The following is a 26,370-nucleotide window of genomic DNA, read 5'->3' on the forward strand; positions in this document are numbered from 1 at the left end:
TCGCCAGCCATTCCTGCCGTATCGGACTATTGTTTTAACACAATACGCCGCGCCTCCAGGGTGGCATCGATGTCCGACAAGCCGGCAGCGGTGCAGATTTCGATGACGGCAGGCTCGATGGCGCGTGCAAACACACGCTGGCCATCGGCGATTCCGGCAAACTCAAGACGCATCTGCAGTAATCCGTGTGTCCCCTCTTCCATTTCTCCCGTGTAGGCCAGCGGCGACTGGCTGCAACTTAATTTAAACACCCCGGCACGTGGCCGCCCCAGCTCCACCCATTCTCCATAAGCATGTCCCTGCATGAGCACTGGCTGAAATTTGTCTTGCCGAATACGTCCCACGTAATAGGCAAACGGCGCCTCGCCACGAGAATGGTCAACCACGGCAGCCACGCCACCGTCACACAGGCGCAACAGGCCCAAGGCAACGCCGGTTTTGGCGGTGGGTTGAAACAGGTCCTTCGGATTGCTCGCCAGGGCCGGATGCACGGTCAAGCCGGGGACTTTTTCGCCAAATACCTGCGCCATATATGCTTGCATTTTCGCATGCAGCGATTTGCCGGCATCCTCGTCGTCCAGCCCAAAATAGCCGGAAATCTGCCGGCACAGGCTCGAATTTCCAGCCAGCAACACATGCACATGGTCGGGCACGGCATCCTGATATGCTTTTTGCATGGCGACACAAAAGGCCAGCACACCCTGGCCGATACGCTGTTCCAGATAATCGAGTAGCGCCGACTTGGCAATTTTCAACTGCAGCGCGCTACGCTTGCCGCTACGGTCAAACAGAGGGATGGTCGGACTCTGCGTCTCCATGCGCCCTGTTTCCCACAAGGGGCGCAATATGCTCATGAGCACCAATGTATTCGTGCGGGCATAGCGGCCCTGCTCGACAATACGCTCATGGCCCGGGAAAGCATCGGCATCGATAGGCCGGGTAAACACGGCACCCAGCTCCAGGCACGCCGCCAGATTATCCTGGAAGACACGATAGGCCAGGTTTGCCAACAAGTTCTCGCCCCCAAGATAGCGGTCGCCTGCGGCGCCATGACGCTCCAGGATCTGCTCCAGGTCCGGATCTTCATGTTCGGCCGGCAAGCGGTAGTGGCCAAAATCAAAATCGCTGCTACCTCCGCCAAAATCGAACACGCTATACGCCACACCTTCCCTTGTCGGCAATATTCCCAGGCTTGGCAAAGCCGCCGCCGCGTACGCAGCCGGCTCGGAAGCCACTTCGTCAACCCGGAAGTTCTGAAACTCGGGCGCCGTCAGGAGGGTCGATGGCAGGCTGCGCTGCAGGCCGCGGCGGAAGGAGGCCAGGATCTTGTCCTTCACCAGTTGCGGATAGTCGACGGGAAACGTCATGCAATAGCGTAAAAACAAACCCCGCCCACGCCAGTTGATATTCATGCCAATAAACCACGCATACAACTCGACCGGGTCGAAATCGTCGCCGGCATACAGCTCGAGCGGCATGCCCCGCACTGGATTGCGCACGGAGGGCGCCAGCAATTCACGTTCGACCTGGCGGCCGTCGGTAATGAAGACACGCTTGCCCGCTTCTGCGTCCAGCACCCATTGCTTGATATGCATCAGCAAACTGCCGATCATCTGGTGCGACTTATCACTGGACAGGAAATCCTGCAACGCTGCATGCGAACAACGCACGTGCTCCCAGTCCACATCCGGGCGATAAGCGCAGCTTTGCCAAACACGCATCAAGCCTGTCCAGTCCAGGAACTCCAGCATCGTGGGATTCTCATAATTGCTGGCCTCTTCCTGGTCCAGGAAATTGCCGACGCCGACGCGCAGCAGTTTGCGCTTGCCATGTTCGTTGATCGCCACCACCGTACTGCTGGTGCCAAAGTCGATGGCGACGTCCCAATCGCGCACATCATCGGCCGGATTACGCGCACGCACCGCTTCCGCGCGCAAAGTATCCGCATCCATGCCCCAGGCTTCCCACATGCCCTTGGCGGCATCGTCGAATTGCGTGTCTTCCAGCATCGGCAGGCGCATACCGCGATAATCGATATCGCGCCACTGCAAACGCAACGGCACGGCGGCGCGCAACGGCGCCAGCAGGTCGATGGCACGCGTATCCCCCGCATCAAACAGAGACCAGCCGCGCTGGACACACTGCTCGATGAACTCAAGGTAGCTCGCTTCTCCGACAAGATCATTGACTTCGATCAGGCGCGCATTGCCCTCTGCGACGCCATCGCCAGCAACCGTGCCGACCGCCACCGTTCCCTTGACATTCAGCCAGGGGCTGCGGTGCAGGAAGAAATCAAAAGGAGCCGCCTTGCCAGGACAGGCTGGCGCATTGTGAAATTCCAGCAGTTCCTGCTCTGTCGGGACGCGCCAGGAACCGATGTTTCCGATTTTCTTCTTGGCAATCCCAACAGTCGCTTCCTGCGCCCCACTCCATCGGCGCAGATCCGGCTGGGCATTCCACAAGAGGCGCGTGCCGGCATCGTAAAACATGCTCTCCGCACCATTGGCACAGACCACCCAGAAGGCTTTTTCCGACAGTTTCGCCGCCAGCTCCGCCAGCTTGTCGCGGTGGTAGTCAGCCTTGCTATCACCCGTATTCATTTGCATCTCGACATTCTCATTCTTATTTTTTATCAGTTGTTGCAGCACTGCGTTCAGAGTATTCATGAGGGATTGACGTGCCTGTTCCATTATGAGAAAAATCCGCGCATTTCAACTCTGATTTGCAAGCGGTGCGGCAAGTTGCGGCAAAAATTCAGGATCGCGTCACGCTCATCTTGCGGCATCGACTGCAAGCGCCGCTTCATGAACAAGACGGTTTCGGGCGAAGGGTCGGGATACGGAGACGGTATGGTAATGGTCTGGCAGGTCATCGCCATCATGGCCACTTCATCCGGGCGCACGACACCCCAGAAATTGCGGAATATCGCAGGTAGAAAAACCAGCAGAGGTTCTATGGCAGGCATGCGCAGCAGGTGCAATGCCTCTTCCAGCGCAGCCTTTTCTTGCGCAAGAATGGCGATTTCGGTGCGCAGCATCGTCAGTTGCTCCTCGGACTCGCCCAGGCGGTCCTGTAACGCACTGTGCGCCAGGCGTTCCAGATACTCGCTGAGAACCTCGGGAGAGGATTGCTCCAGCGTAAAGTCCCGCAACAAGTTCAGCTCATACTCATCCGTCATGGCATTTCCTCCTGCAGTTGCTTCTGCAGCAACTTACCACATTGGCTTTCATAATATGTCTGCACGGTGGCCAGGCTGAACAGGCTTGCCAGCAAGCGTTCGGCCGGTAGCTCGCCAGCGGCATGCACGGCGTCGACGAGGCGCGCAAAACTGCCAGTGGCGAGTACGCTGGCCGCAGCATGCAAGGTGCGCAAGCGCTGGGCCAGGTGTGCCTCCAGATCAACGGTCTGCGCGCTGACGTCTTCGAGCGCCTGGGTAGCTCCGCGCATCAGGTCGTGGACGGCATCGAGCAAACTGTTCGTCTGGCTGACCCAAAACAGATTCCACCACGCCGCCAGTGGATGGTCGGCGGCCAGCAACAAGTCTTCAGATGTTTCCAGCAAGGAATTCCACTCCTTGACGCGCGCTCGCTTGCTCCACATCCGGAACAATGTGCTCTGTATTTCCTCCTGCTCGGCCCCATCCAGGCGCCGCATGTTCATGCCCGGCAAAAATACCCCTTGGTCGCAGATGCCGGCCAGCATGCCGCGCACGGCCACCAGCACACGATGGGTAGCGGCGACTTTGGGCGCCAGTTGCCACGCCTCCGGCCAAGCACGCATGCGGCTTTGCCAGGGATGAGCTGGGTCCGCTGCCAGCCCCAGCGGCGCCAGCAGGCATTGCCAGAAGCGGGCACGAAAGGCTTGCAACTGCAATGCATCCATGCTGTCAAATTCCACGCAAAGCACTGTCAGTTCCAACTCATGCGGATCGAGCCCCAGCTTCGTCCATATATCGCTGACCAGGCACGCAGCCAGCGCACGCAGGCGCTGCTGGTCCTCTTCCGGGCAATGCGTCATCACCATCAGTAATTGGCTCTGTCCGCGGAAATAAGCTTCGCTCAATGCCTCCAGGAAATCGTGCAGCCGCTGTCTATTGACGCTGCTGTCAAGGCGCATGGCGCTGACCACGTACACCAGCGCAAGATTATTGTCGCCCGCAAGCATGAACTCAGCAGGCTGCTCCGCCAGCGTGTCCTCGCTCGAATTCCAGCCTGGCATGTCGATCAAGAACAGACGCTTGGGTGCATTGCCTTCCATGTAACCATCACCTTCAGGCAAGACAAGTTGCTGCATGGGCAAGGACAGGCGCAGGCGGAAACGCTGCGGCGCATAGTCGGCGGCAAGGATTTCCCCACGCTGGGGAAAATGTGCCAGCGCCTTGATGACAGTGGCTTGGTCCGTATCGCACTCCCGCTCGACCAGATGCAGCGCCGCCTGCGCGCCATATGTCACTTCCAGTGGCAAGCGGGTTTGCACTTCGCGCGAGCTGATGGGTTTCAATGCTTGTGGCACCATATCCCCCAGCAATTCATTGACCAGCCGTGTTTTTCCGGCGGAAAACTCCCCCACGATGCGTGCCGTCAGACTGCCATCGCTGATGCCATGCCAGCCCGCCATCTGCGAGGCAAACGCCGCCATGGCTTCATGCAGCGTGCCAGGCTGTGTTTTTGATGCATTCATACTGATCCCGTGTATTGATATTCAAGACTGTCCAGCAAACCGCGGCCGTCCCGCAACAAGCGCCGCGCCGCCGACTGCCAGCCATGACGCGCCAGCGATGCCACTGCCTGTGCGTCGAGCCAGCCTGGCAGGCAGGCCAGGACGGCACCCGGCATGTGCCGCCTGGCAAGCTCTCCCTGTTCGCGCTCCTCGCATGCCTGGGCGACGGCAATCAAACCGGACAATCCCGGTTGTGCCGCGCGAAAAGCATCATTATTTCCCGACAGAAGCAGCGGCGCCAGCAGCAGGTGGTGATTTTTCGCCCCCCAATCCTTCGGCCTGGCCTGGCGATCATCTTGCGCCACGGCGTGTACCGTCTCGGCAATCAGCGCGGCGCAAGGCTCCTGCAATGCCGGATAGCGCGCGCCGAGCGCGAACACCGTACGCCAGAACAGTGGCTGCATGCGCAGCAGATGCTGCCGGTCGATGGGCAGATTTTCGTCAAGAGCATCATCGAGCACGCGCGCATACAGATGGACGCGCGCGCAGTCCAGCAGCGTCGCCGCAAACCCGGGGTCTGTACGGTCCTGCCATGGCTCCACCAGCAGCGCCAGGAAAGGCGGGAAGTGACAAGCCACCGCATCGAGCCGCCGCAACGCGCGCGAGGCGCCTGCGGTATTGGCGGACAGGGAGAAACTGGCGATATCATTTTGCAAAATTGCGCTCAGATTATCCAGCAATGCGTCATCAGCCTTGTCCACGTGCACTCCGGACAAAACGCAGATGGGCATATCCGCCAAGTCCGCAAGTACCGACAGTGCGTTGCGAAAAACTCAGCGTCTGCATGTGTTGCTCATATTCCTGGTCGCTGTTCGACGACCAGTACTCCGCCTCCCCCTGCAAGTCGGGAAAGAACCGGCTGCTGATGCAAAAATCCTGCTGCACAGTCCCGCCATGCAGCGACGGCGCTCCCGTTTGTAGCAGGGTCTTGAGCTCATCGAGCGTCGGCACGCGCCAGTCGCGGTGTCCGCACCAGCCGTTGTAGTTGAGCATGGCCAACTGCTGCAACACCGTTCGCCACTGACAGCGGCCACTACGGTGTGGCCACTCGCCCTGCAAACGCGTATTCACCGTCCACATCAGTTCGTAGCCCTGATCCAGCGCCGCGCTCCACTCCTCGCTAGCCAGTGGCAACAGTTCACCTGCCGGCCCGATCTTGCGCCAGGCCGCCGTGCCGTCCGCCATGGTACCGGCACGCTGGCGTGCCGCAATACGCTTGACGATGCTGATTTCCTGGGCAATTTCACGCGCGCTGGGCGCATGCAGTCGCTCAAGACGCTGCACTTGTTGCTGCAATTCACGCAATTGCTGCGCCATACCCTGTTTGCCGGCAGACATCTGCGCCAATTGCTCCACATAGCGTTCCATGGGCGCGGGCGCAGCCATTGCCAGCAAGCCGGCCAGGGATTCGTCCGCCTTGCTCATGCCAGCGCCGCGATCGCCGCCTCGATGCCCTGCGCTTCACGCTGTAACTGTGTAAGCGCCAGCGCGCGTTCCTGCGGCGCAGCATCAAGGTGTGCAAGCTGGACCTGCAACTGCTCCAGGCTGGCGGCCAGCGCCGATTCGACATGCTGCGCCCAGTAGGCCGCCGCCTTGCCCATCAGCAATTGCTGCATGCCCGCCGCCTGCTGTTCATAGCTGCGCAGCCAATCGCCGACGGCACGCTCCAATGCCAGCAAGACAGTGCGCTGATGCTGCACATGCGCTTCCTGCCGCGCCTGTTCCGCGCGAGCCTCAAGCCTCACGGTCAGTTCGCTGATCTCCTGCTGCAGGCGCAGCGCTTCCTTGTTGCTTTGCTCCAGTGCCCAACCAGTCAACTCGCGCTCGCTGGCCAGACGTTCCTTGCGCACCAACTCATTGCGCGCGCACTGCAGGCCGGCATCCAGTTCGGCCACTGCCCGCCGCTGCTCCGCCAGCGCCTGCGGATCGACGACGCTGCGTTCGCTCGGCGCACCGCCACAGGCATTGCCGATCCGCTCGCCCCAGTAAGCGAGCGATAGAACCTCAAGCGCACCCAGTTTCTGCAAGATGGGTTGCGGAATGTTCGGGTGCGGATCGCCGGTACGGATCGCCTGCGCCACCTTGGTTGCCTCCGTGACGACCCTGCTGATCTGCTGGGCCTTGACGGCCACGTTACGAATCTTGACACCCTGGCCAACCAATGCCCCCACCTTGGCGCCAACGGTCGCAGGGTTGACACATATCAATGCCAGATCGGCAATCTCGCCAAGAAAGCGTCCCAACTGCGCACCGCCGTTGCCCTCCGTGCGCTCGATGACGCGCGCCAGCGGCTCCTCGAGCACGTATCGCCGTTGCTGCGCCAGCGCATGGAGCTGCTGCTCGTCGGCAGCAAGGTCGACGCTGGGCAAGGCCTGCAGCTGGTTTTCCGTTGCCAGGACGAGCTGCTGCTTTTCCGATAAGGCCTGCTGCAGCTGCAACAGTTTCCCCGTCTCGAGAAAAGTGCTGACATCCACCGCGACGGGAACGGGCAGGCGCAAGTTGAAGCTGCTGACCTGCGCATCGGGCAGCTGCAATGCGCCATAAGCCACCGAACGCGAGCTGAAATCAACGGCCAGCGCCGCGAGCGCTTCGCGCAACTGCTCGCCGCCCTGCAGACCAAAGTGCTTCCAATCCACTGCCACGCCACTGTCCGCCTGCACCTGCAGCAACTGCTGCAATTGCCGCTGCAGCGCCTGCCGGCGGCGTGTGGCGGCATCATCCGCATCACGCTCAAGCTTTGTGGTCTCCTCTTTCTGGCGCGCATACAGCTCGGTCTTCATGACATACAGTTGCTGCTTCTTCTCCAGTACCTCCGCATGCGCGCCGCGCACGGCATCTTCCGACCGCAGCTGGCAGGCGTGCTGTGCCTGCACATTGCTGCCCATCGCGTTCTCCAGCAGCGGTCGCATTTCCGAGCGGAAACGTTGCAAGCGGATTGTGGACAGTTCTTGCCGCGATTGCGCCACGAATTGCAACAATTGTTCGCGCCCCAGTCCGTGCACGCTGACGCATTGCAAGTCCACGCAGAGGCCCGTTTCAGCTTTGATCTGCTCTGACCAGCGCCCCAGATCCGGCGCCTTCTCGCCTTGCGCCACACTGTTCTCCACCATATCCCAGCGCGTGACCACGACTTTTACCCGCTTGCCGTACTGGCGCACGATGCGCAATGCTTCCATATCCTGGCGTGTCGGCCCACGCGGCTCAAGCAGATACAGCACCGCATCCGCCTGCTGCACCTGGGCCGCAGTGTATTCCTGGCGGGCCGCCGACACGCTGCCCAGACCAGGCAAGTCGACCACCGTCACATCGCGCAACCATTCCAGCGGCAGCGCCAGCGTGGCGCAGACCGCACCGTCCGGTGCCTGCGAGGTCGCCTGACGAAAACCATCGAGATCCAGCGGCAAGGTACTACCATCCGGCCCCACCAGCGCCATCGACTGCGCAGCGCCGTGCTCGATAAACGTCGGCAGCGCCGTCGCTTCTTCCGGCGCCGTATGCAGCAAGGCCTCGCCCATCAGCATATTCAACAAACTGCTCTTGCCAACGGAAAAACCGCCCAGCACGACCAATTGCAGCGGCGCACTGGCCACCAGCCTGGATGCAGCCAGTTCGCGGGCCTGCTCTTGCAAGTCGGTTGGCAACAACGGCGCCAGTTGCACCAGCGTATCTTGAATTTTGTCCATCGTGGTTTCCTCAGCGGCCTGTGGCCTGGGTTTGCTGTACCAATTGCGCCAGTTCCTGCTGCGCTGCTTGTAATTGCTGTTCGCGGCGCGCCACATCGGCTTGTCCTTGTTGCAACAATTGATGCACGGATTCTCGCTGGGCACGCTTGTCGCTCAAGGGCTCGACAAATTGTTCGCTGACGCAACTTTGCAGCAGGGCCAGCTGATTATCGTAAAGTTGCTGTACCGATCCGCTGACATGTTCTTGCAAATAAGAAATGCGTTGCTGCAACTGGCCAACAGTGGCGGCCGTCAACTGTGCCAAGGTTGCCGAAACCAGGTGCTGCTGCTCGTCCTGGCGTGCCTGCTCGGCCGCCTGTTTCTTGCGATTGAACGTCTGCAGTTCCTTTTCATACTTGCGCAGCGCAGCCTCGGCAGACAGGCGCACGCCGGTCTTTTGCAACTCCTGTTGCTTGATGAACTCCATTCGAGCGGCTTTGTCAGCAAGATTTTCTTGCTGGCGCGCCAAATCCTCTTTCCATGACTCGACATTGCTGTAATCGAGAAACTCTTCATTTTCATGGCGATCACTGCTGTACATCCCGCCGCTACGTTTGACACTGCGGTTCCCGGTACGTGGTGCCGGTTGCCCGCCGAGCCTGTCCAGTTGGGCTTCCGCACGTTCCAGGGCGATGCGAGCCAGCTCGATATCGCGCTCGTTTGGCGCATGCTGCAGGGCTTTCAGTTTCAAGCGCTCCAGTTCATCTTCGCGCTCGGCAATGGTCTGCTCCAGTTCCAACGCTTGCGCATGATGGTCCTCGATCAGGGACAAATCCAGATCGAACCCCACGTCCAGCTTTGGCAAACTGATCTGCATCTCCCCCAGCGACGCATTCAATTGCTTCGCGTGGTGCGCCATGCTTTTTTCATACACGGCGCGCAAACCTTCCAGGCTTTCGGCCAGCAACTGCCGCTGACTTTGCCAAAGCTGATTCACCGTGCCGACGACGTCTTCAAACTCACGTGCCACTTGGGCAGGCAAGCCTATCTTATTGACTCTCTTGGCGATCTGCGATTCGATGTAGCCAACGGTCAGGTGAATTTCGACCTGGGCCTTCAAATTGGCCAGCGGGGCGATCAGCTGATGTTCAATTTCCTTGGCCCGGTGCTTGGCGGCACGCCTGTGCTCCCCTGCAGACTCCTCCTCCAGGTTGCGCATTTCCAGTTCCAGATTCTTGATTTCTTCGTCCAGCAACGCCAGATCGCGTGCACGCTGCTCTTCCGTATCCGTCGAGGCCAGTTGCATCCGCTCCGTGGCTATGCGTTCAGACAATTGCTCTTGAATGTGCGACAACTGTTTCAGCGGTTTCAGATAGATCTGTTCCAGCGCCTCGCCATTGCAAAACATGTCGCTGATCCGCTGCGACAAGAAATCAACGCCAGAACGCGCCCGTTTATGCGCGTCGTCGGACAACGCCCATGCGGCACTGACACCCATCAAGTGTTGCTGGTCTGTCATCAATGCCAGTTCAGCTTCCGGTTGATCGTGCAACTGTTTGCGGAAGTTGGCACGCACATGTTCCAGTTTCAAATCGGAAAGTCTGGCATCGGACATGGGTTCGGCCATACCCTCCGACGATTCCAGGATGACGTCCCACATGTTCACGACCGTAATGAATTTACTGAAGTCCTTGCGCAGCGTACCGGCGACAAATTTCCATTCAGAAGCATTCGCACCCAATTGCAACGCGCTTTGCACCCATACCGCGATATGCGCTTCCGCAATAGCCCGACGCGTGATTTCTTCATGGTGCTGCACCATCGATTCCAGTCCTGGCGTATCGATTAATACCAGCCCCAGATCGAGCAAGGGATGCTGCATGAAAATCTCGATGCGATCCACGGATAAGCGGGCATCCGCATTGAGTGCATCAAGTTCAGTACTCCAGCGCTCCAGCGCGCTGGCATCCGTCCATGCAATTTCCTGCGCCGACTGGCCATCGACAAAATGCACGCGAATAAACCGTTCCGTGCGCCCTGCTGGCAAAGCGCGTACAAAAGTATTAATTGCCGTTGTCGCCTCTTGTGCATGGCGTAGCAACTTGATACCCAGCAGTGCATTCACCAGACTGGACTTCCCACGCGAGAATTCACCAACGAATACCAGCATCACGTTGCGGTCAGCCTCCAGTGAACGGCTTAATTCAGCAAATTTGGCATGCGAACTTTTCAATTCATCACCGCCAAACCGTTCAAATATGGACTGCGTACGCTGCAATAAAACCTGCGCCTCTTGAATCCGTTCCTGGCGGGAGTGCAAGCCAGCACTGATTACTGCATTTTCAATGACATTGACAGATGAATTCATTCTTGAAATAGCCTTTATATGAGCCAGAAAAATCGTCGAAGCATATTGTAACGATATTTTCCAGGCAGAAACTAACCAACATCCCCCCATCGGAAGAATTAACAAGATAAAACGTACTGCGACAACTAATGTCGCACTATCGTGAAAATCCAGAATTTGACCAATAATCAATGACACATCAAGAATAAAGGTATCTTCACGCCAGCCATTAACAATGGCAAGGGAACTACTCAATGCCGCTGCCGCCGAGGTGAATAGCTGTTTAGATATGGGTGATCATATTCCAACGCGCAGCCTGCCATTTTTCAGGGCCAGGTTGCTTTTGAGTACACTGTTGAATCCTGTCACCCAACTACCAGCGCCATGAGCCAAGCCCTTCACAGCCAAGCCCGTACCACTCATCTGATCCGTGACGAAATCCGCAAATCGACGCTCTCTCAACGGGAACTGGCTGAACGCTACAACGTCAGTCGTCTGACGATCCGCAAGTGGCAGAACCGCGACAGCGCCGAGGATCTTTCGCACCGGCCACGTACCATGCACACCACGCTCACGCCTGCGCAGGAATTGATCGTCGTGGAGCTACGCACCACGCTGCTGCTGCCCACCGACGACCTGCTGGCGGTGGCCCGCGAGTTCGTCAATCCAGCGCTTTCGCGCGCTGCCTGCGTCGCCATGGTGTCTCCAGCCTGCTTGAACTGGCCGCCCGGGAAACCGATCAGCCCGTCACCAAAAAGTCGTTCAAGGACTACGAGCCCGGCTTTTTACATATGGATATCAAGTACTTGCCGCAGATGCCTGACGAAACCGAACGCCGTTATCTGTTCGTCGCCATTGACCGTGCCACGCGCTGGGTCTTCATGGAGATCTATGCCGACCAGTCCGACAGTAGTAGCACCGACTTCCTGATCAAGCTCAACAAAGCCTGTCCGATCGCCATCGTCAAGCTGCTCACCGACAATGGCAGCCAGTTCACCGACCGCTTTAGCAGCAGGAAAAAAGACCCGGAAACGGACGACCGGATTCCCAGCGGCAAGCACGCGTTTGACGTGCTATGCAAGCAACTGGCGATCGAACATCGCCTGATCCCGCCACGTCATCCGCAGATCAACGGCAAGGTGGAACGCTTCAACGGCCACATCAGCGAGATCATCAATCAGACCCGCTTCGCGTCCAGGGCCGAGCTCGAATCAACACTGTGCAATTACCTGAAAATCTACAACCACAACATTCCCCAGCGCGCCTTGGATAATGAAACACCGATTCAGGCGATGAAGAAATGGCAGGCGAAAAAACCGGAATTATTTGTTAAACGTGTTTATAACCAGGCGGGTCTTGACAAATAGCGTTCTTAATCAGCGTCAATTTGCGCAGTGGCCAATGCTACGGTGCGATAAAGTGACACGGCGCATGCCTGCAAACGGCCCTGCTGTGCGAAAATGCCCGCCTTTGCCATTGCCGGACGTTACCCATGCCGCACACTGCCATTGCTACCCTTTCCGAGCGCGACGCGCGGCGCATCGCGCGCCATGCGCCGGCGGCCGACGCCGCCCGTTTTTTGCATCCGGCCCAGCAGGCCTTGCTGCACCGGCGTGGCTGGCTGACGATGCTGGCGCCGCGCCGCGCGGGCGGCGCCGAGCTGCCCCTGCCGCAAGTGGTGCGCCTGGAAGAAGCCGTGGCCGCCGTCGACGGCAGCATGGGCTGGGTGCTGACCCTGTGCGCGGGCGCGGGCTGGTTCGCGGGGTTCCTGGAACCTGAGCTGGCGCAGGCCATTATCGGCACGCCGCGCGTCTGCCTGGGCGGCAGCGGCGCGGCCACCGGTTTTGCCGAGGAAGAAGGCGACGGCTACCGCATCACCGGTAGCTGGGACTACGCCAGCGGCGCGCCCATGGCGACCCACTTCACCCTGAACGCCCGGCTGCGGCGCGATGGCCAGCCCCTGCTCGATGCGCAAGGCCAGCCGCGCATCCGCGCCTTCCTCGTGCCCGCCGCGCTGGTGCAACTGGTGCCTTCGTGGAACAGCCTGGGCATGCGCGCCAGCGCCTCGCACAGCTACCGCATCGACGCAAAATGGCTTGCCAAGGAACACGGTTTCACCATCGATGCGACCACCGCGACGGCCGACGGTCCCCTGTACCGCTACCCCTTCTATTCACTGGCCTACGTGACCCTGGCCGCCAACGTGGCCGGCATGGCCGGGCATTTCATGCAACTGGCCGAGGAATGCATGCGCCACCGCCGCCATGCGCGCGCCGGCATGCCGCTGCTGGAGGTGCCTGAAGTGGCCGCCATGCTGCAAGACAAGAAAGACGCCTGCGCCACCGCGCGCGCGCGTTTTTACGCCGTGCTGGATGACAGCTGGGCAACGGTGGCAAGCGGCGCGGTGCTGGACGACAACGCCATGCAAGCCGTGCAGGCCGCTTCGCTGGCCCTGGTGGCCGCCGCGCGCTCAGCCGTCGATGGCTTGTATCCGTACTGCGGCCTGTACGCGGCCCGCGAAGACAGCAGCATCAACCGCGTGTGGCGCGATTTTCACACGGCCAGCCAGCATGCATTGCTGCTGCCCTGACTGGCGCATGACTGAAAAGGCAGCCGGACGCCATGCGGGCCGGATTGCCTGATAATATGGGGGCATTGCTACTTCTCGCTCCCCTATCCATGCACGTCAACACGCTCAGCAGCCTGGCACAACTCCTGGCCAGCGCCGAAACGGAAACCCTGGCGTTTCCCACCAGCATCAATACGGCCCTGCTGCTGCAAAAGGAACTGGCCAATCCCGATTGCCACTCGTCCGACATCAGCCGCCTGCTGCTGTGCGAACCGACCTTGTCGGCGCGCGCCGTGGCGCTGGCCAATTCGGCCCTGTTCGCGCCCGGCCAAGTGCCCGCCATCACCAGCGTGCGCGCCGCCGTCGAGCGGCTGGGGCACCGCAACCTGTATGCGCTGGCGACGGCGGCCGTCATCCGCCAGCTGAACGCAGGCATCCGCGACGAGGCCTTGCGCGCCCGCGCCACCCAGCTGTGGGCGCACACCGTGCACGTGGCGGCGCTGGCGCACGCGCTGGCCGGCGCCGTCACGCACACGGATGCCGATACGGCCCTGTTCGCCGGCATCGTGCATGAAGTGGCCGGCTTTTACATGCTGGCCCAGGCCGACAAGACCCCGGGCCTGTACGCCCAGCTGGAAACGCAGATGGCGTCCACGCTGGAAGTGATCGGCCGCGCGCTGATGCGCCAGCTGAATGTGCCGCTGCCCGTGGCCGATGCCGTCAACGCCTTGCCCGGCTCGACCATCATGCTGCCACCGGAAGGCTTGCGCGACACCCTGCTGCTGGCCAAGGCGCTCGCGCCCGTGCCCTCGCCGCTGCCGCAGGCCAGCGTCACCGTCAGCGCGCCGCTGCAAGCCTACCTGGAGCACGATCCCGTGCTGCAGGTGCTGCGCACGCAGCCGTCGGCCGAAGCGAAGGGCCTGATCGAGGTACTGCTCAGCTGATGGCCGATCTGCTATCATGGCGCAGGCCGGGATGGACCCGGCGCTTTCATTGATGTGCACTGGAAAACTGCCTTGACTACCTCCCTACGCATGCTCGGCCTGGCCGCAGCTTTGACCATGGCGTGCAACGCCAACGCCGACAGCTTCGTTTCCTCGGCCTCCAGCGCCGGCTCCCAGTCGAGCGGCAGCATTTCCGATTCGCTCAACGGTTCGAGCAACAGCTCCTCGCGCGACAACAAGGTGGCCAATGGCCCTTACCGCATCATCGACGTGGCCGCCCTGCCGGGCCGCGACGGCATGACGCGTCTGACCATGCAAGCCGACGCCACGGCAACGCCGCTGGTGCTGGACTTGCCGCAAGCGGCGCTCGACAAGCAGCAGCTGGCGCAGGGCGACGTGGTGCATGCGCAAAACCGCGCCTACGGCATTGAATTCTCGCGCAACGACACGCGCGCCGCCTTCTTCCTGGTGCTGGCCGACGACTGGTACGGCGAAATGGCCACGCGTCCCGTCAGCCTTTGATTCCAGGTGTGACCCTGCGCAAACTGGCGCGGCTGCTGGCCGGCTGCGCCGCGCTCGCCGTGGCCGGCGCCGCCCAGGCAGGTACTTCGCTCGCCTCATCGCGCTTTTGCGACCGCGCCCAGGAACTCACGGCAACCGAGCAGGATCGCCTGTTGCGCTTTGCCGCCGTGGTGCGCGAGGAACTGGCCGCCAGCGAAGGCAGCGTGGCCCTGATCAGCCGTTCCGGCCTGGACCTGGCGCGCTTCGGCATCCGCTATTCGCATGCGGCGCTGGCCTGGCGCCACGACCATGACAGCGGCTGGTCGGCGCGCCAGTTGTACTACGCCTGCGACGAAGGCCGCCCGCGCATCTTCGACCAGGGCACGGCCGGTTTCGCCATGGGCACGGAAAATCCATCGCTCGGCTACATCTCTGTCGTGAAACTGCCGGCGGAAAGCGTGCCGCCCCTGCGCCGCGCCCTGCTCGACCCCGTGCGCGTGCAGCAATTGCTGGCGGGCCGCTACAGCGCCAACGCCTATGCGTTCAGCCTGAAATACCAGAATTGCAATCAGTGGGTGGTGGAATTGCTGGCCTCGGCCTGGGGCGAGCTGGCCGCGGGCGGCGACTTGCGCGCGCGTGCCCAGGACTGGCTGCGCGCCGCGCCTTACAACCCCGCCGCCGTCGACGTGGGCGCGCGCTGGCTGATGCTGGGATCGATCTTCGTGCCGCTGGTGCACATGGACGACCACCCGCCCGAGGCCATCGGCACGATGCGGCTGGCGGTGAGCATGCCGGCCAGCCTGGAAACGTTCGCGCGCCAGCGCCTGCCCGCCAGCGAGCGCGTCGAAATCTGCCACGACGGCAGGCAGGTGGTGGTGCACCGCGGCTGGGAGCCCATCGCCGACGGCTGCGTGCCCGGCCCGAACGACCGCGTCATCGCCCTCGACGATACGCCGCACGACAGTCGCTAACGACAGTCCCTAAGCAGCGGCGAGCGCCGCTTCGACCTGATCGAGCAAGTGTGCCGGCGCCAATCCCTGCCCCATGCGGCGGGCCACCTCGCTGCACGCCAGCGCCACTTCGGGCGCGGCCAGCAGGCGCGCCAGCTGCCGTTGCATGCGCCCGGCCGACAAGCGCCTGGCCAGCAAGACATCGCCCACGCCGAGCCGTTTGATCCTCCAGCCATTGTCGAACTGGTCGTAGGCGAACGGCACGATCAGTTGCGGGATGCCCGCGCGGAAGGCGTCCGCGCTGGTGCCGATGCCGCCGTGGTGCACCACAGCCGCCACGCGCGGCAGCAGCGCCGCAAACGGCACGTGCGCCTGCCACATGACGTTCGGGGGCAACTGCTGCGGCACTTGCGGCGCATGGGGCGTGAGGAACAGGCCGCGCCGTCCCAGCCGCCGCAACACATCCAGGGCGATGCTGAAATAGCGCTGCGCGTGCTGGTGCCCGGTACCGGGCGTAAACACGATGGGCGGCTCGCCCTCGTCCAGAAAGCGTTCCAGCGCCGGCGGCAGCGCCGCAGCGCCATGCGGGGCGGCGCCGGGGAAACCGGTTTGCACGAAGTGCGGCGGCCAGTCCGCCTGCGGGGCGGCGAACCAGACCGGAAACAGCCCCAGCGAGGCATCCGGCGCGGCCAGCATGTGCGCAAAAAAATGCGCTTCGGGCGGCAGTCCGTGCTGCGCGCGCGCCCCGTTCAGGCCGGGCAGCAGCACCGGGTCGACCATGCCGCGGTGGAGCAGCCGCCACAGGGCCTGGCGCCAGGCCAGCGGCACCCAGGCGGGAATGCGCAGCGAGCCGGCCGCCAGGAAATCATGGCTGCTGCACAGGTTCGATGGCGCCAGATACGCCGCGACGATGCGCAGGTCCGGGCGTACTGACCGCGCCAGGGCGGCCATCGGCACGAGGAAGGGGTGGCACAGCACCACGCACTCTTCACCGTCGGGCAAGCCTTGCACCACGTCGCGCACGGCGCCCAGGTGCGGCACGAGGCCGCGCCACACCACGCCCCAGCCCTTGCGCTCATCCCACAGGCCCGGATCGCCCAGCATGGCCTGGCCCTCTGCCGCACTGCTGAAGGTGCGATACGGCACACTTGAGGCCAGCGCCGCCGCTTCCTGCCAGCCTGGCACCAGCAGCAGCACGCGCCGCCCCCGTTGCCGCAAGCCCTGCGCCAGCGCGATAAACGGTTGCATGTCGCCGCCGGTGCCGCTGCTGGCGACGATGACGAGCGGGGCTGGCGTCAGATGGCCATCAGACATGCCGCCCTCCGTGCCTGGTGTAGGTGTGCAATGCAACATCAGACAAGAACGCAGGGTGCATGGGAATCGTTCCTAGTTGAAACATCCAACGATGGTAAGCGATGAAGGTTAGCATTTCAATCAGTATTTGACCGCCGCTTGACGCCATGCCTGCCTGCGGTCGCTACGCAGGCAGTTGCAACATCATGTCCCACTGGTCGATGCCGGGCCCGAAGCCGTCCGGCATCACGTTGACCGGCACGAAACCGTAGCCCGCATAAAAGCCTTGCGTGTGCTGGCTGGTATTCATGCGCACGCTGGCGATTCCCGGCATGGCGCGGATGGCGTCCAGGCGCGCCTGCGTCAGCGCGCGGCCCAGTCCCTGTCCATGCACGTCCTGCGCCACCATGCCCCAGCACAGGCTGGCGACGCTGCCGCCCGCCTCGATCGCATGGCCACCGCAGGCGACGATGCGGCCGTCGCGCAGAATGACCAGGTAGGGATGTGTCGAAGTATCGAGCCAGGCGGCAAAGTCCGCGCGCTCGGACGGGTCGAAAAAGCGCGGCGTGTTGCCGTCGAAGAGGGCCAGGCAGGCGTCGCGGTCGCTGGCCTGGTAAGGGCGTACTGTCTGCATTGCTATCCTTTTCAGAAACAGGAAGGGAAATTACACGGGCGCGCACTCACAGCAGCTGCTCCGACGTCACCACGTGCACGCCCGGCGCGCCGGCCAGCGCCGCTTCGAGCAAGGCGCTGGCGATGCGCGGCGCGGGATTGATGCGCCAGCGACGCGGCAGCACGGGCCCCAGCAGGCGCAGCAGGCGCAAGGCGGCGCCCTCGCCCGCCCGCGCCACGTCGCGCTCGCCGCCGATCAGGCCCGGCCGCACGTGCGTGAGCGAGGCAAAACCCAGCTGCTCCAGGTCGCGTTCCAGCTCGCCCTTGACGCGGTTGTAGAAGATGCGCGAAGCGGCGTTGGCGCCGGCGGCCGAATTGAGCGCATACGTGCGCGTGCCCGCCGCCAGCGCCAGGCGCGCCACGGCCAGCGGATAGTCGTGGTCCACGCGCGAGAACGCCTGCCGCGTACCGGCCACCTTCATGGTCGTGCCCAGGGTGCAGATGACGGCGTGCGCCTGCCACCACCGTGCGTCGGGCGGCAATCGATCAAAATCAACGAGGGGCGCGTGCAGTTTCGCATGGGGCGGCAAGGCCTTGCGCACCGGCGCCACCACCGTGCTGACGCGCGTGTCGGCGAGCGCCAGGCGCAGCACTTCGCGGCCCACCAGGCCGGTGGCGCCCACAAGCAGTAATTTCATGGCTTTCCAGTTAAAGTTGCTGTCAGCCACTACCATACACGGAACTCAGGACAAGCGCAGCGCCAGTGCCGCCAGGGTCAGCAGCAGCACGGGCACGGTCAGCACGATGCCGACGCGGAAATAGTAGCCCCAGGAAATGTGGATATTCTTGCTGTCGAGCACATGCAGCCACAGCAAGGTGGCCAGGCTGCCGATCGGCGTGATCTTCGGCCCCAGGTCGCTGCCGATGACGTTGGCGTAAATCATCGCTTCGCGCACGGCCCCCTGCGCCGTCGTCGGGTCGATGGCCAGCGCGCCCACCAGCACCGTCGGCAGGTTGTTCATCACGGACGACAATAATGCCGTCAGCACGCCCGTGCCCATGGCCGCGCCCCACACGCCGTACTGGGCGAAGTGGTTCAGCATGCCCGTCAGGTACGCCGTCAAGCCCGCATTGCGCAAGCCATACACGACCAGATACATGCCCAGTGAAAAGACAACGATATGCCACGGCGCATGACGGATCACGTGGCGCGTGGAAATCACGTGGCCCTTGGCCGCCACGCCCAGCAGCAGCGCGGCGCCCACGGCGGCGATCAGGCTGATGGGCACGCCCAGGTGTTCCTGCGAGAAAAAACCCGCCAGCAGCAGCGCCAGCACCAGCCAGCCGGCGCGGAAGGTGGCCAAGTCGCGGATGGCGGCGTGCGGGCGCTTCAGTTGCGAGGCATCGTAGTCGCGCGGGATATCCTGGCGGAAAAAAAGCAGCAAGACGCCCAGGGTGGCGGCCACGGCGACGACGTTGACGGGCACCATCACGGAAGCGTACTCGGCAAAGCCGATCTTGAAGAAATCGGCCGATACGATATTCACCAGGTTCGACACCACCAGCGGCAGGCTGGCCGTGTCGGCAATAAAACCGGCCGCCATGACGTAGGCCAGGGTGGCTCTGGTGGAAAATTTCAAGGCGCGCAGCATGGCGATGACGATGGGCGTCAGGATCAGCGCGGCGCCGTCATTGGCGAACACGGCGGACACCAGCGCGCCCAGCAAGACCAGCAGCACGAACAGTTTTCTGCCGCTGCCGCCGCCCCAGCGCGCCACGTGCAGCGCCGCCCATTCGAAGAAACCGGCCGCGTCGAGCAGCAGGCTGATGATGATCACGGCGATGAAGGTGCCGGTGGCGTTCCACACGATATGCCAGACGACGGGGATGTCGCCCCAGTGGATCACGCCGGCCAGCAAGGCGACACCAGCACCGATGACGGCGCTCCAGCCGATGCCCAGGCCGCGCGGCTGCCAGATGACCAGGGTTAATGTGGCGAGAAAGATCAGGAAAGCGGTCAGCATGGGGCAAGGTTCCGTTCGATGCGGCATCGCGGGCACCATGCGCCGCAGCCTGTGAATGTCAACAACAATTCCATAATACTGGAATTATTGAATGAATGCAAAAGCAGCAAGGCATTTCCTTCAGGTCAAAGCGATGGCCTGGCTGGAAGCCGGCGGAGAAAAAAAGTGTCGACACCTGCGTTTCCTGTTATTTTTTAGTAACTTAATCGGTTATAGTCGCAGGCACGATTGAAACAGGGGTCAGGAAAATGGCGCGCATCTATCAGACCAACAACATGGGCGAAGCGGACGTGCGGGTGGCCATCGTGCAGCGCGACCACGCCAGCGAGGCAGGCTGGACCCGGCCACATCGGCTCAAGGGCTGCCTGTCGCAAGGCGGCGCCTGACATCAAGCGGAGGAGCGCGTCATGGATGTGATTTTGCTGGAACCCGGCAACCCTGAACTCGTGTTCGGCAAGACGCCGGACGGTGGCAAGGCTGGCATCGACGCCCTCTGGCGCGACGCCGCTGCGCTGCAGGGCATGGGCCCATGCATCGAGCTGGTGTCATTACATCAAGGCATGAGGCAGCAAGTGACGACCGACGTCAGCAATTCGGCGCGCCACTCCGGGCGGCCCATGATCACGGACTTTACCTGTGTCAAATATGTCGACCAGACGTCCGTCAAGCTGTATGAACTGTGCCTGCGGGCGCAGCCGCTGGGCAGCGGTGCGGAGCAGCCGACCAAACTGTACATCGCCCGCCACTCGGGCGACAAGACGGCCAACATCATCACCATTGCCCTGCGCGACGCCCTGATCACCGAAATCCAGCTGCAAAGCCATCCCGACGACATGCCCACCGAGCAGTTCAAGCTGAGCTTTACGGAAATCCTCTGGACCTACGGCCTGCAGCAGGCGGGCGGCCAGCCCGGCCCCCGGAACACCGTCGCGCGCAAGCGGCCGATCGGCGCGTTGACGGGCCAAGCCCGCAAGGCGGCTACTCTTCCAGCCCTCCCCCCAGCGCCTTGTACAGCGCCACGGCCGACTTGAACTGGTCGCGCCGCGCGTCGAGCAGGGCTTGCTGCGCCGCATACGACTGGCGCTGCGCGTCGAGCAATTCCAGCCGGCTGTCCTGGCCCGCGCCATAGCGCAAGGCCGAAAGCTTGCGCCGCTGTTCTGCGGCCGCCGCCACGCGCTGCTGGGCATCGATCTGCTGCGCATACGTGGCGCTGCCCGCCAAACCGTCGCGCACGTCGCGGAAGGCCGCCTGGATCGCCTGCTCGTATTGCAGCACGGCCACGTCCTTGCGCAGGCGCGACAGTTGCAGTTCCGCGCGCAGCTGGCCGCCCTGGAACAGCGGCTGCGTCACTTGCGGCGCGAACGACCAGCTGCGCGCGCTGCCACGGAACAAGTCACCGAGCTCCGGGCTGGCCAGGCCCAGCTGCGCCGTCAGCGACAGGCGCGGGAAAAAGGCGGCGCGGGCGGCGCCGATTTCCGCATTCGCCGCCACCAGCGCATATTCGGCCTGCAAGATGTCGGGCCGGCGCGCCAGCAAGTCCGACGGCAGGCCCGGCGGCAGCTGCGTCAGCACGGGCTGGCCATCGAGCGGCCGGCCTGCGGGCAAGTCCGTTGGCAGCGGCGCACCCAGCAGCAGTTCCAGGTTGTTGCGCGCCAGTAAGCTGGCCCGCTCGCGCGCCTGCACGTCCGCCTCCGCCGTGGCCGCCTGCCCTTGCGCTTGCGCCACGTCCAGACCGCTGCCCTGCTGCGCGCCGTGCAGGCGCTGCGTCAGGATCAGGGCCTGGCGCCAGTCGAGCAGGGTTTGCCGCGCCAGCGCCAGCTGCTCCTCGGCCAGGCGCTGCTCCAGATACGCGTCGGCCACGGCACCGATCAAGGCCATGTGCGCGGCGCGTTGGCCCTGCTGCGTGGCCAGGTAGCGCGCAAAGGCCGCGTCCGACAGCGAGCGCAGGCGGCCGAACAGGTCGAGCTCGAACGCGCTCATGGCGATGCCGGCCGTGAACGCGTTCTGCACCTTGGCATCGGCGCCGCGCTGGCGCACGCCGCCCGCATTCGCGGCTATGGCCGGGTAGCGGCCCGCATCCTGAATCTGGTACTGGGCCCGCACGGCTTCCACGTTGAGGGACGCCACGCGCAAGTCGCGGTTGTTTTCCAGCGCCAGGCTGACCAGACGCTGCAGGCGCGCATCGAGCAGCATCTGGCGCCAGCCCAGATCGGCTGCAGTGTCGACTAGGCCTGGCGCGGCGACCTCGGCATAGGCAGCAGGGATGGGCGGCGCCGGTTTGACCAGCGGCGGCGTCAATGAACAGGCCGACAAGGCCAGCGCGGCCAGCGGCGTGATAAAAATCCAACGCATTACAACTCTCCTTCCACCGCTTGAACCGCAGTGTGATTTTTGCGTTTGTTGAAGTACGTGCCCATCTTGTCGACGGCGCCCAGCACCACGACAAAGAACACGGGCACGAAAAACACGGCCAGCACGGTGGCGGTGATCATGCCGCCGAACACGCCCGTGCCGATCGCATGCTGCGTTTCGGCGCTGGCGCCCGTGGCCAGCATCAGCGGCACCACGCCCAGCGCGAAGGCCAAGGACGTCATCAAAATCGGACGCAAACGCAAGCGGGCCGCTTCCACCGTCGCCTCGACCAGGCCGCGCCCCTGCGCCTGCAGCTGGCGCGCATATTCGACGATCAGAATCGCGTTCTTCGCGGAAAGACCAATGATCGTGATCATGCCCACCTTGAAGAACACATCGTTCGGCATGCCGCGCAGCATTACGGCCAGCACGGCGCCCAATAGCCCCAGCGGCACCACCAGCATCACGGAGACGGGGATCGACCAGCTTTCATACAGGGCCGCCAGCACGAGGAAGACCACCAGCATCGACAGCGCCATCAGCATGGGCGCCTGCGACGCCGATTCCTTCTCTTGCAGCGACTGGCCCGTCCACGCCAGCGCGAAGCCCGGTGGCAGCTGTTTCACCAGCCGTTCCATTTCCAGCATGGCGTCGCCGCTCGACACGCCCGGCGCCGCGCTGCCCGAGATGCGCGCCGCCGGATAGCCCTGGTAGCGCACCAGCTGCAGCGGCGACTCGCTCCACACGGGGCGCACCAGCTCACCCAGCGCTACCATGCCGCCCGCGTTATTGCGGATGCGCAAGGCCAGCACGTCGTTCAACTGCATGCGCGACGGCGCATCGGCCTGGATGATCACCTGCTGCATGCGGCCGGCGTTCGGGAAATCGTTCACATAGGTCGAGCCCATGGCCGCCGTCAGCATGTCGGCAATCGCCGTAAACGACACGCCGAGCGCTTCGGCCTTGGTGCGGTCGATATCGAGGCGCACGCTGGCGCCGGGCGGCAAGCCGTCCGGATACACGCCCGCCACCTTGCTGCTTTGCGCGGCCAGGCCCAGCAGCTGATTCTGCGCCGCCTGCAGGGCGGCGATGCCCTGGCTGGCGCGGTCTTGCAGGCGCATCGAAAAGCCGGACGAATTGCCCAGTTCATCGATGGCGGGCGGCATCAGGCTCATGATCACGCCCTCCTTCGCCTGCGCCATGGCCGCTTGCGCCAGCGCCACTTCTTCCTGCGCCGTGGCGCCGTTGCGCTGTTTCCAGTCCTTCAGCATGGTGAACGCCAGGCCCGCGTTCGGCCCCGCGCCGGAAAAGCTGAAGCCGAGGATGGACTGGTTCACTTCGATGCCGGGCCGCGTGGCCACGTGCTGCTCGTACAATTTGACGACATCGAGCGTGCGCTCCATGGTCGCGTCGGACGGCAGCTGGATCGAGGTGATGAAATAGCCCTGGTCTTCTTCCGGCAGGAAGGCCGACGGCAGCTGCAGGAAGGCCACGCCCAGCGCCGCGACGATGGCGCCGTACACCAGCATCGAGCGGCCGGCGCGTTTGACCATCGCCACCACGCCCTGCTCATAGCGCGCCGTCATGCGGTCAAACTGGCGGTCGAACCAGCGGAAAAAGCCCTTCTTGTCATGATCGTGCGGGCCGATGGGTTTGAGCATGGTGGCGCACAGGGCCGGCGTCAGGGTGAGCGCCAGGAAGGCCGAGAACAGGATGGACACGGCCATCGCCAGCGTGAACTGGCGGTAGATGGCGCCCACGGAACCGCTGGCCAGCGCCATCGGGATGAACACGGCCGTCAGCACCAAGGTGATGCCCACGATCGCACCGGTGATTTCGCGCATCGCTTTCGACGTCGCTTCCTTCGGCGACAAGCCTTCGGTGGCCATCAGGCGCTCGACGGCTTCGACCACCACGATGGCGTCATCGACGATGATGCCGATGGCCAGCACCATGCCGAACATGGTCAGCACGTTGATGGAATAGCCGGCCAGCAGCATCACGGTAAAAGTGCCCATCAGGGCAATCGGCGCGACGATGGCGGGTATCAGCGTGTAGCGTATCTTTTGCAGGAACAGGTACATGACGAGGAACACCAGCACCATCGCTTCCAGCAAGGTGACGATGACCTTTTCAATCGAGATTTTCACGAACGGCGCCGTATCGAACGGTACCGAATACTTGATCCCGGCCGGCATGGTGTGCGCCAGTTCGGCCATGCGCGCGCGCACGGCCGCCGCCGTCTGCACGGCGTTGGCGCCGGGCGACAGCATGATGGCGGCGCCCGACGCGGCTTGCCCGTTTTCGCGGATGCTGAAATTGAAGCTTTGCGCGCCCAGCGCCACTTTCGCCACGTCGCCGATGGTCACTTTCGAGCCGTCCGCATTCGCGCGCAGCACGATGGCGGCAAATTCGGCCGGCGTTTGCAGCTGGCCCTGCACCGTCAGCGGGATCGTCACGCGCTGGCCTTCGACGGCGGGCGAATCACCGAGGCGGCCCGGGGCGATCTGCGCATTTTGCTGCGCGATGGCGGCCGTCAGCTCGCCCATGGCGATGTTGTACGACACCAGCTTGGCCGGATCGACCCAGATGCGCATGGCCCGCTCGGAGCCGAACAGCTGCACCTTGCCCACGCCGGGAATGCGGCGCAGCTCTTCCGTCACGTTGCGCGCCAGGTAGTCGCCCAGCGCCACTTCGTCATGCTGGCCATTCTCGGAAATCAAACTGACGATCATCAGGAAGCCGGACGACGCCGATTCCACCGTCAGGCCATTTTGCCGCACGGCTTGCGGCAGGCGCGGCTCGATGGCTTTCAGGCGGTTCTGCACGTCCACCTGCGCCATTTCCGGGTTGGTGCCGGGCTGGAAGGTGACGCTGATCGAGGCCGAACCCGAGGTATCGGTGGACGATTCGAAATACAGCAGGTGCTTGACGCCCGACAGTTCGCGCTCGATCAGGCCCACCACGGAATCGTTCATGGTTTGCGGCGTGGCGCCAGGATAGTTGGCGCTGATGCTGACGCTGGGCGGCGCCACGGAAGGGAAGCGCGCAATCGGCAATTGCGGTATGGCGATCAATCCGAACAGGACGATGAAGACCGCCACCACCCACGCAAAGACGGGGCGGTTGATGAAAAATTGAGGCATGTGCTTAGGCTTTCATTGTATTCAAAGTGTGCATCAACGGGCCTTGGCGGCAGCCGCCGTTGCCACGACAGCTGGCTTCCACGGCTGCGGCGCGGCTGTGGCGCCTGGCTGCAAGCGTTCCTGGCCTTCGATGACGACGGTGTCGCCCGCCTTCAAGCCGCCGTTGACCACGTACTGATGCGCGATCACGTCGCCCACGGCGATCGTTTTCAGGCTGGCTTTATGCGTGCCATCGAGTACCCAGGCCTGCGCCTGGCCATCGCTGGCGCGCAGGACGGCTTGCTGCGGCACGAGCACGCCATTGGCCTGCACGGCGCGCGCGATGCGGGCGCGCACGAACATGCCGGGCAAGAGCTGGCGCTGAGGATTGTCGACCAGCACGCGGATGACGGCGTCGCCCGTGCCCGCATCGACGCTGATGCCGGAAAACAGGATGCGGCCCGTGACGGGATGCGGCTGGCCATCGGCGCCCAGGATGGTCACGGGCAGCTTGTCCGCGCCTCCGTTACCGGAGGCTCGCAGCGCGGCCAGCGCGGCGGCCGGCTGGCGCACGTCGACATACACCTTGTCGATCTGCTGGATGCGCGCCATCGGCGTGGCATCGGCCAGGCCCACCAGCGCGCCTTCCGTCACCAGCTCGGAGCCGATGCGCCCGGCAATCGGCGCCTCGATGCTGGCGAAGGCCAGGTCCAGGCGGCGCCGCGCCAGGCTGGCGCGCGCCTGCGCCACGGTGGCCACGGCTTGCTCGCGCTGGGCCACGGCGTCGTCATACGCCTGGCGGCTGATGGCGTCCGCCTCCACCAGCGGTTTCAACCGGTCGGCCTGGCTGCTGGCGCGCTTCGCCGTGGCCACCGCGTGCTGCAGCGCGGCGGCGGCCGAATCGACGTCCGCCTGGAATGGCGCGGGATTGAGCTGGAACAGCTTCTGCCCCGCCTGCACGTCGGCGCCCTGTTCGAACTGGCGGCGCAGCACGATGCCGCCCACCTGCGGGCGGATGTCGGCCGTGCGGAAGGCGGCCACCCGGCCCGGCAATTCATCGCTGAGAACCACGGGCGCCGCTTGCAGCTTGAGTACCGTCACGGCGGCGGGCGGCGCCGCGCCTTCTTCCGGCGCGGGTTTGGAACAGGCGGCAAGGCTGAGCAGTGCCGCGGCGATCAACATGTTTTTGCTGGTGAAGTACTTGACTGGCATGACTCTCTCTATGGCGGATCCCAACCGGCGGTCCGGTCGACAGATACGCGCAGCATAAAA

General features: G+C 63.3%; 20 protein-coding genes and 1 pseudogene. 7 read left to right on the forward strand and 14 right to left on the reverse strand.

Annotated elements, in window-relative coordinates:
• Positions 1–26: 26 nt before the first annotated feature.
• Genes ACP7DW_RS16835 through ACP7DW_RS16865 form a run of 7 tightly spaced genes read right to left on the reverse strand, consistent with a single transcriptional unit; the run spans position 27 to position 10,983 of the window.
• Entirely contained in the window at positions 27–2,666 is a 2,640-nt protein-coding gene (locus tag ACP7DW_RS16835) for a hypothetical protein (RefSeq protein ID WP_426055842.1), read from the reverse strand.
• 23 nt (positions 2,667–2,689) lie between these two features.
• A complete protein-coding gene (locus tag ACP7DW_RS16840; RefSeq protein WP_426055843.1) occupies positions 2,690–3,178 on the reverse strand; it encodes a hypothetical protein in 489 nt (162 codons plus the stop codon).
• On the reverse strand, positions 3,175–4,680 hold the full coding sequence (locus tag ACP7DW_RS16845; protein WP_426055844.1) for a dynamin family protein: 1,506 nt from the start codon (positions 4,678–4,680) through the stop codon (positions 3,175–3,177). The genes ACP7DW_RS16840 and ACP7DW_RS16845 overlap by 4 nt, the downstream gene beginning before the upstream one ends.
• Entirely contained in the window at positions 4,677–5,420 is a 744-nt protein-coding gene (locus ACP7DW_RS16850; protein ID WP_426055845.1) for a hypothetical protein, read from the reverse strand. The genes ACP7DW_RS16845 and ACP7DW_RS16850 overlap by 4 nt, the downstream gene beginning before the upstream one ends.
• Positions 5,407–6,144 (reverse strand): DUF1566 domain-containing protein, encoded by a 738-nt coding sequence (locus ACP7DW_RS16855; protein WP_426055846.1) that lies wholly within the window; start codon positions 6,142–6,144, stop codon positions 5,407–5,409. The genes ACP7DW_RS16850 and ACP7DW_RS16855 overlap by 14 nt, the downstream gene beginning before the upstream one ends.
• Positions 6,141–8,498, reverse strand: coding sequence for a dynamin family protein (locus ACP7DW_RS16860; RefSeq protein ID WP_426055847.1), 2,358 nt, complete (start codon positions 8,496–8,498; stop codon positions 6,141–6,143). The genes ACP7DW_RS16855 and ACP7DW_RS16860 overlap by 4 nt, the downstream gene beginning before the upstream one ends.
• The gene (locus ACP7DW_RS16865) at positions 8,413–10,983 is read right to left on the reverse strand and encodes a dynamin family protein (protein ID WP_426055848.1); all 2,571 of its coding nucleotides are present in this window, start codon (positions 10,981–10,983) and stop codon (positions 8,413–8,415) included. The genes ACP7DW_RS16860 and ACP7DW_RS16865 overlap by 86 nt, the downstream gene beginning before the upstream one ends.
• 129 nt (positions 10,984–11,112) lie before the next feature.
• Between ACP7DW_RS16865 and ACP7DW_RS16870 the strand changes: the two are divergent.
• The 5 genes and pseudogenes from ACP7DW_RS16870 to ACP7DW_RS16890 all read left to right on the forward strand — a co-directional run bounded on the left by ACP7DW_RS16870 (position 11,113) and on the right by ACP7DW_RS16890 (position 15,713).
• Positions 11,113–12,095: pseudogene (locus ACP7DW_RS16870) on the forward strand (IS481 family transposase).
• A 125-nt stretch (positions 12,096–12,220) separates the two neighbouring features.
• A complete protein-coding gene (locus ACP7DW_RS16875; protein ID WP_426055849.1) occupies positions 12,221–13,318 on the forward strand; it encodes an acyl-CoA dehydrogenase in 1,098 nt (365 codons plus the stop codon).
• Positions 13,319–13,407: 89 nt separating this feature from the next.
• Positions 13,408–14,241: an HDOD domain-containing protein gene (locus tag ACP7DW_RS16880; protein ID WP_426055850.1), complete on the forward strand. Its 834-nt coding sequence runs from the start codon at positions 13,408–13,410 to the stop codon at positions 14,239–14,241.
• Between the two features lie 90 nt (positions 14,242–14,331).
• Positions 14,332–14,763 (forward strand): hypothetical protein, encoded by a 432-nt coding sequence (locus ACP7DW_RS16885; RefSeq protein WP_099764075.1) that lies wholly within the window; start codon positions 14,332–14,334, stop codon positions 14,761–14,763.
• Positions 14,764–14,771: 8 nt separating this feature from the next.
• Positions 14,772–15,713 (forward strand): DUF2145 domain-containing protein, encoded by a 942-nt coding sequence (locus ACP7DW_RS16890; protein ID WP_426055851.1) that lies wholly within the window; start codon positions 14,772–14,774, stop codon positions 15,711–15,713.
• A gap of 9 nt (positions 15,714–15,722) precedes the next feature.
• On the opposite strand, the gene ACP7DW_RS16895 is transcribed toward ACP7DW_RS16890, so the two are convergent.
• The 4 genes from ACP7DW_RS16895 to ACP7DW_RS16910 form a co-directional block, all read right to left on the reverse strand.
• A complete protein-coding gene (locus ACP7DW_RS16895) occupies positions 15,723–17,006 on the reverse strand; it encodes a glycosyltransferase (protein WP_426055852.1) in 1,284 nt (427 codons plus the stop codon).
• A gap of 163 nt (positions 17,007–17,169) precedes the next feature.
• The gene (locus ACP7DW_RS16900) at positions 17,170–17,619 is read right to left on the reverse strand and encodes a GNAT family N-acetyltransferase (RefSeq protein WP_426055853.1); all 450 of its coding nucleotides are present in this window, start codon (positions 17,617–17,619) and stop codon (positions 17,170–17,172) included.
• A 46-nt stretch (positions 17,620–17,665) separates the two neighbouring features.
• Entirely contained in the window at positions 17,666–18,295 is a 630-nt protein-coding gene (locus ACP7DW_RS16905) for an NAD-dependent dehydratase (RefSeq protein WP_426055854.1), read from the reverse strand.
• Between the two features lie 45 nt (positions 18,296–18,340).
• Complete coding sequence (locus ACP7DW_RS16910) at positions 18,341–19,621, reverse strand: arsenic transporter (protein WP_426055855.1); 1,281 nt, start codon at positions 19,619–19,621, stop codon at positions 18,341–18,343.
• Between the two features lie 248 nt (positions 19,622–19,869).
• Between ACP7DW_RS16910 and ACP7DW_RS16915 the strand changes: the two genes are divergently transcribed.
• Both ACP7DW_RS16915 and ACP7DW_RS16920 read left to right on the forward strand, forming a co-directional pair.
• Positions 19,870–20,007 (forward strand): hypothetical protein, encoded by a 138-nt coding sequence (locus tag ACP7DW_RS16915; RefSeq protein ID WP_426055856.1) that lies wholly within the window; start codon positions 19,870–19,872, stop codon positions 20,005–20,007.
• 21 nt (positions 20,008–20,028) lie between these two features.
• Positions 20,029–20,652 (forward strand): type VI secretion system tube protein Hcp, encoded by a 624-nt coding sequence (locus ACP7DW_RS16920; RefSeq protein ID WP_426055857.1) that lies wholly within the window; start codon positions 20,029–20,031, stop codon positions 20,650–20,652.
• Here the strand turns inward: ACP7DW_RS16920 and ACP7DW_RS16925 are convergent.
• From ACP7DW_RS16925 to ACP7DW_RS16935, 3 genes are read right to left on the reverse strand one after another with little or no spacing between them, the layout of a single operon-like run.
• Positions 20,600–21,973 (reverse strand): efflux transporter outer membrane subunit, encoded by a 1,374-nt coding sequence (locus ACP7DW_RS16925; protein ID WP_426055858.1) that lies wholly within the window; start codon positions 21,971–21,973, stop codon positions 20,600–20,602. The genes ACP7DW_RS16920 and ACP7DW_RS16925 overlap by 53 nt on opposite strands.
• The gene (locus ACP7DW_RS16930; RefSeq protein WP_426055859.1) at positions 21,973–25,119 is read right to left on the reverse strand and encodes a multidrug efflux RND transporter permease subunit; all 3,147 of its coding nucleotides are present in this window, start codon (positions 25,117–25,119) and stop codon (positions 21,973–21,975) included. Before ACP7DW_RS16930 ends, ACP7DW_RS16925 begins: the two co-directional genes overlap by 1 nt.
• Positions 25,120–25,152: 33 nt before the next feature.
• Positions 25,153–26,310, reverse strand: a complete 1,158-nt coding sequence (locus ACP7DW_RS16935; protein WP_426055860.1) for an efflux RND transporter periplasmic adaptor subunit — start codon at positions 26,308–26,310, stop codon at positions 25,153–25,155.
• Positions 26,311–26,370 lie beyond the last annotated feature (60 nt).

Source organism: Janthinobacterium sp. PSRC1-1, from assembly GCF_049897525.1.
Taxonomy (GTDB): Bacteria; Pseudomonadota; Gammaproteobacteria; order Burkholderiales; family Burkholderiaceae_D; genus Janthinobacterium; species Janthinobacterium tructae.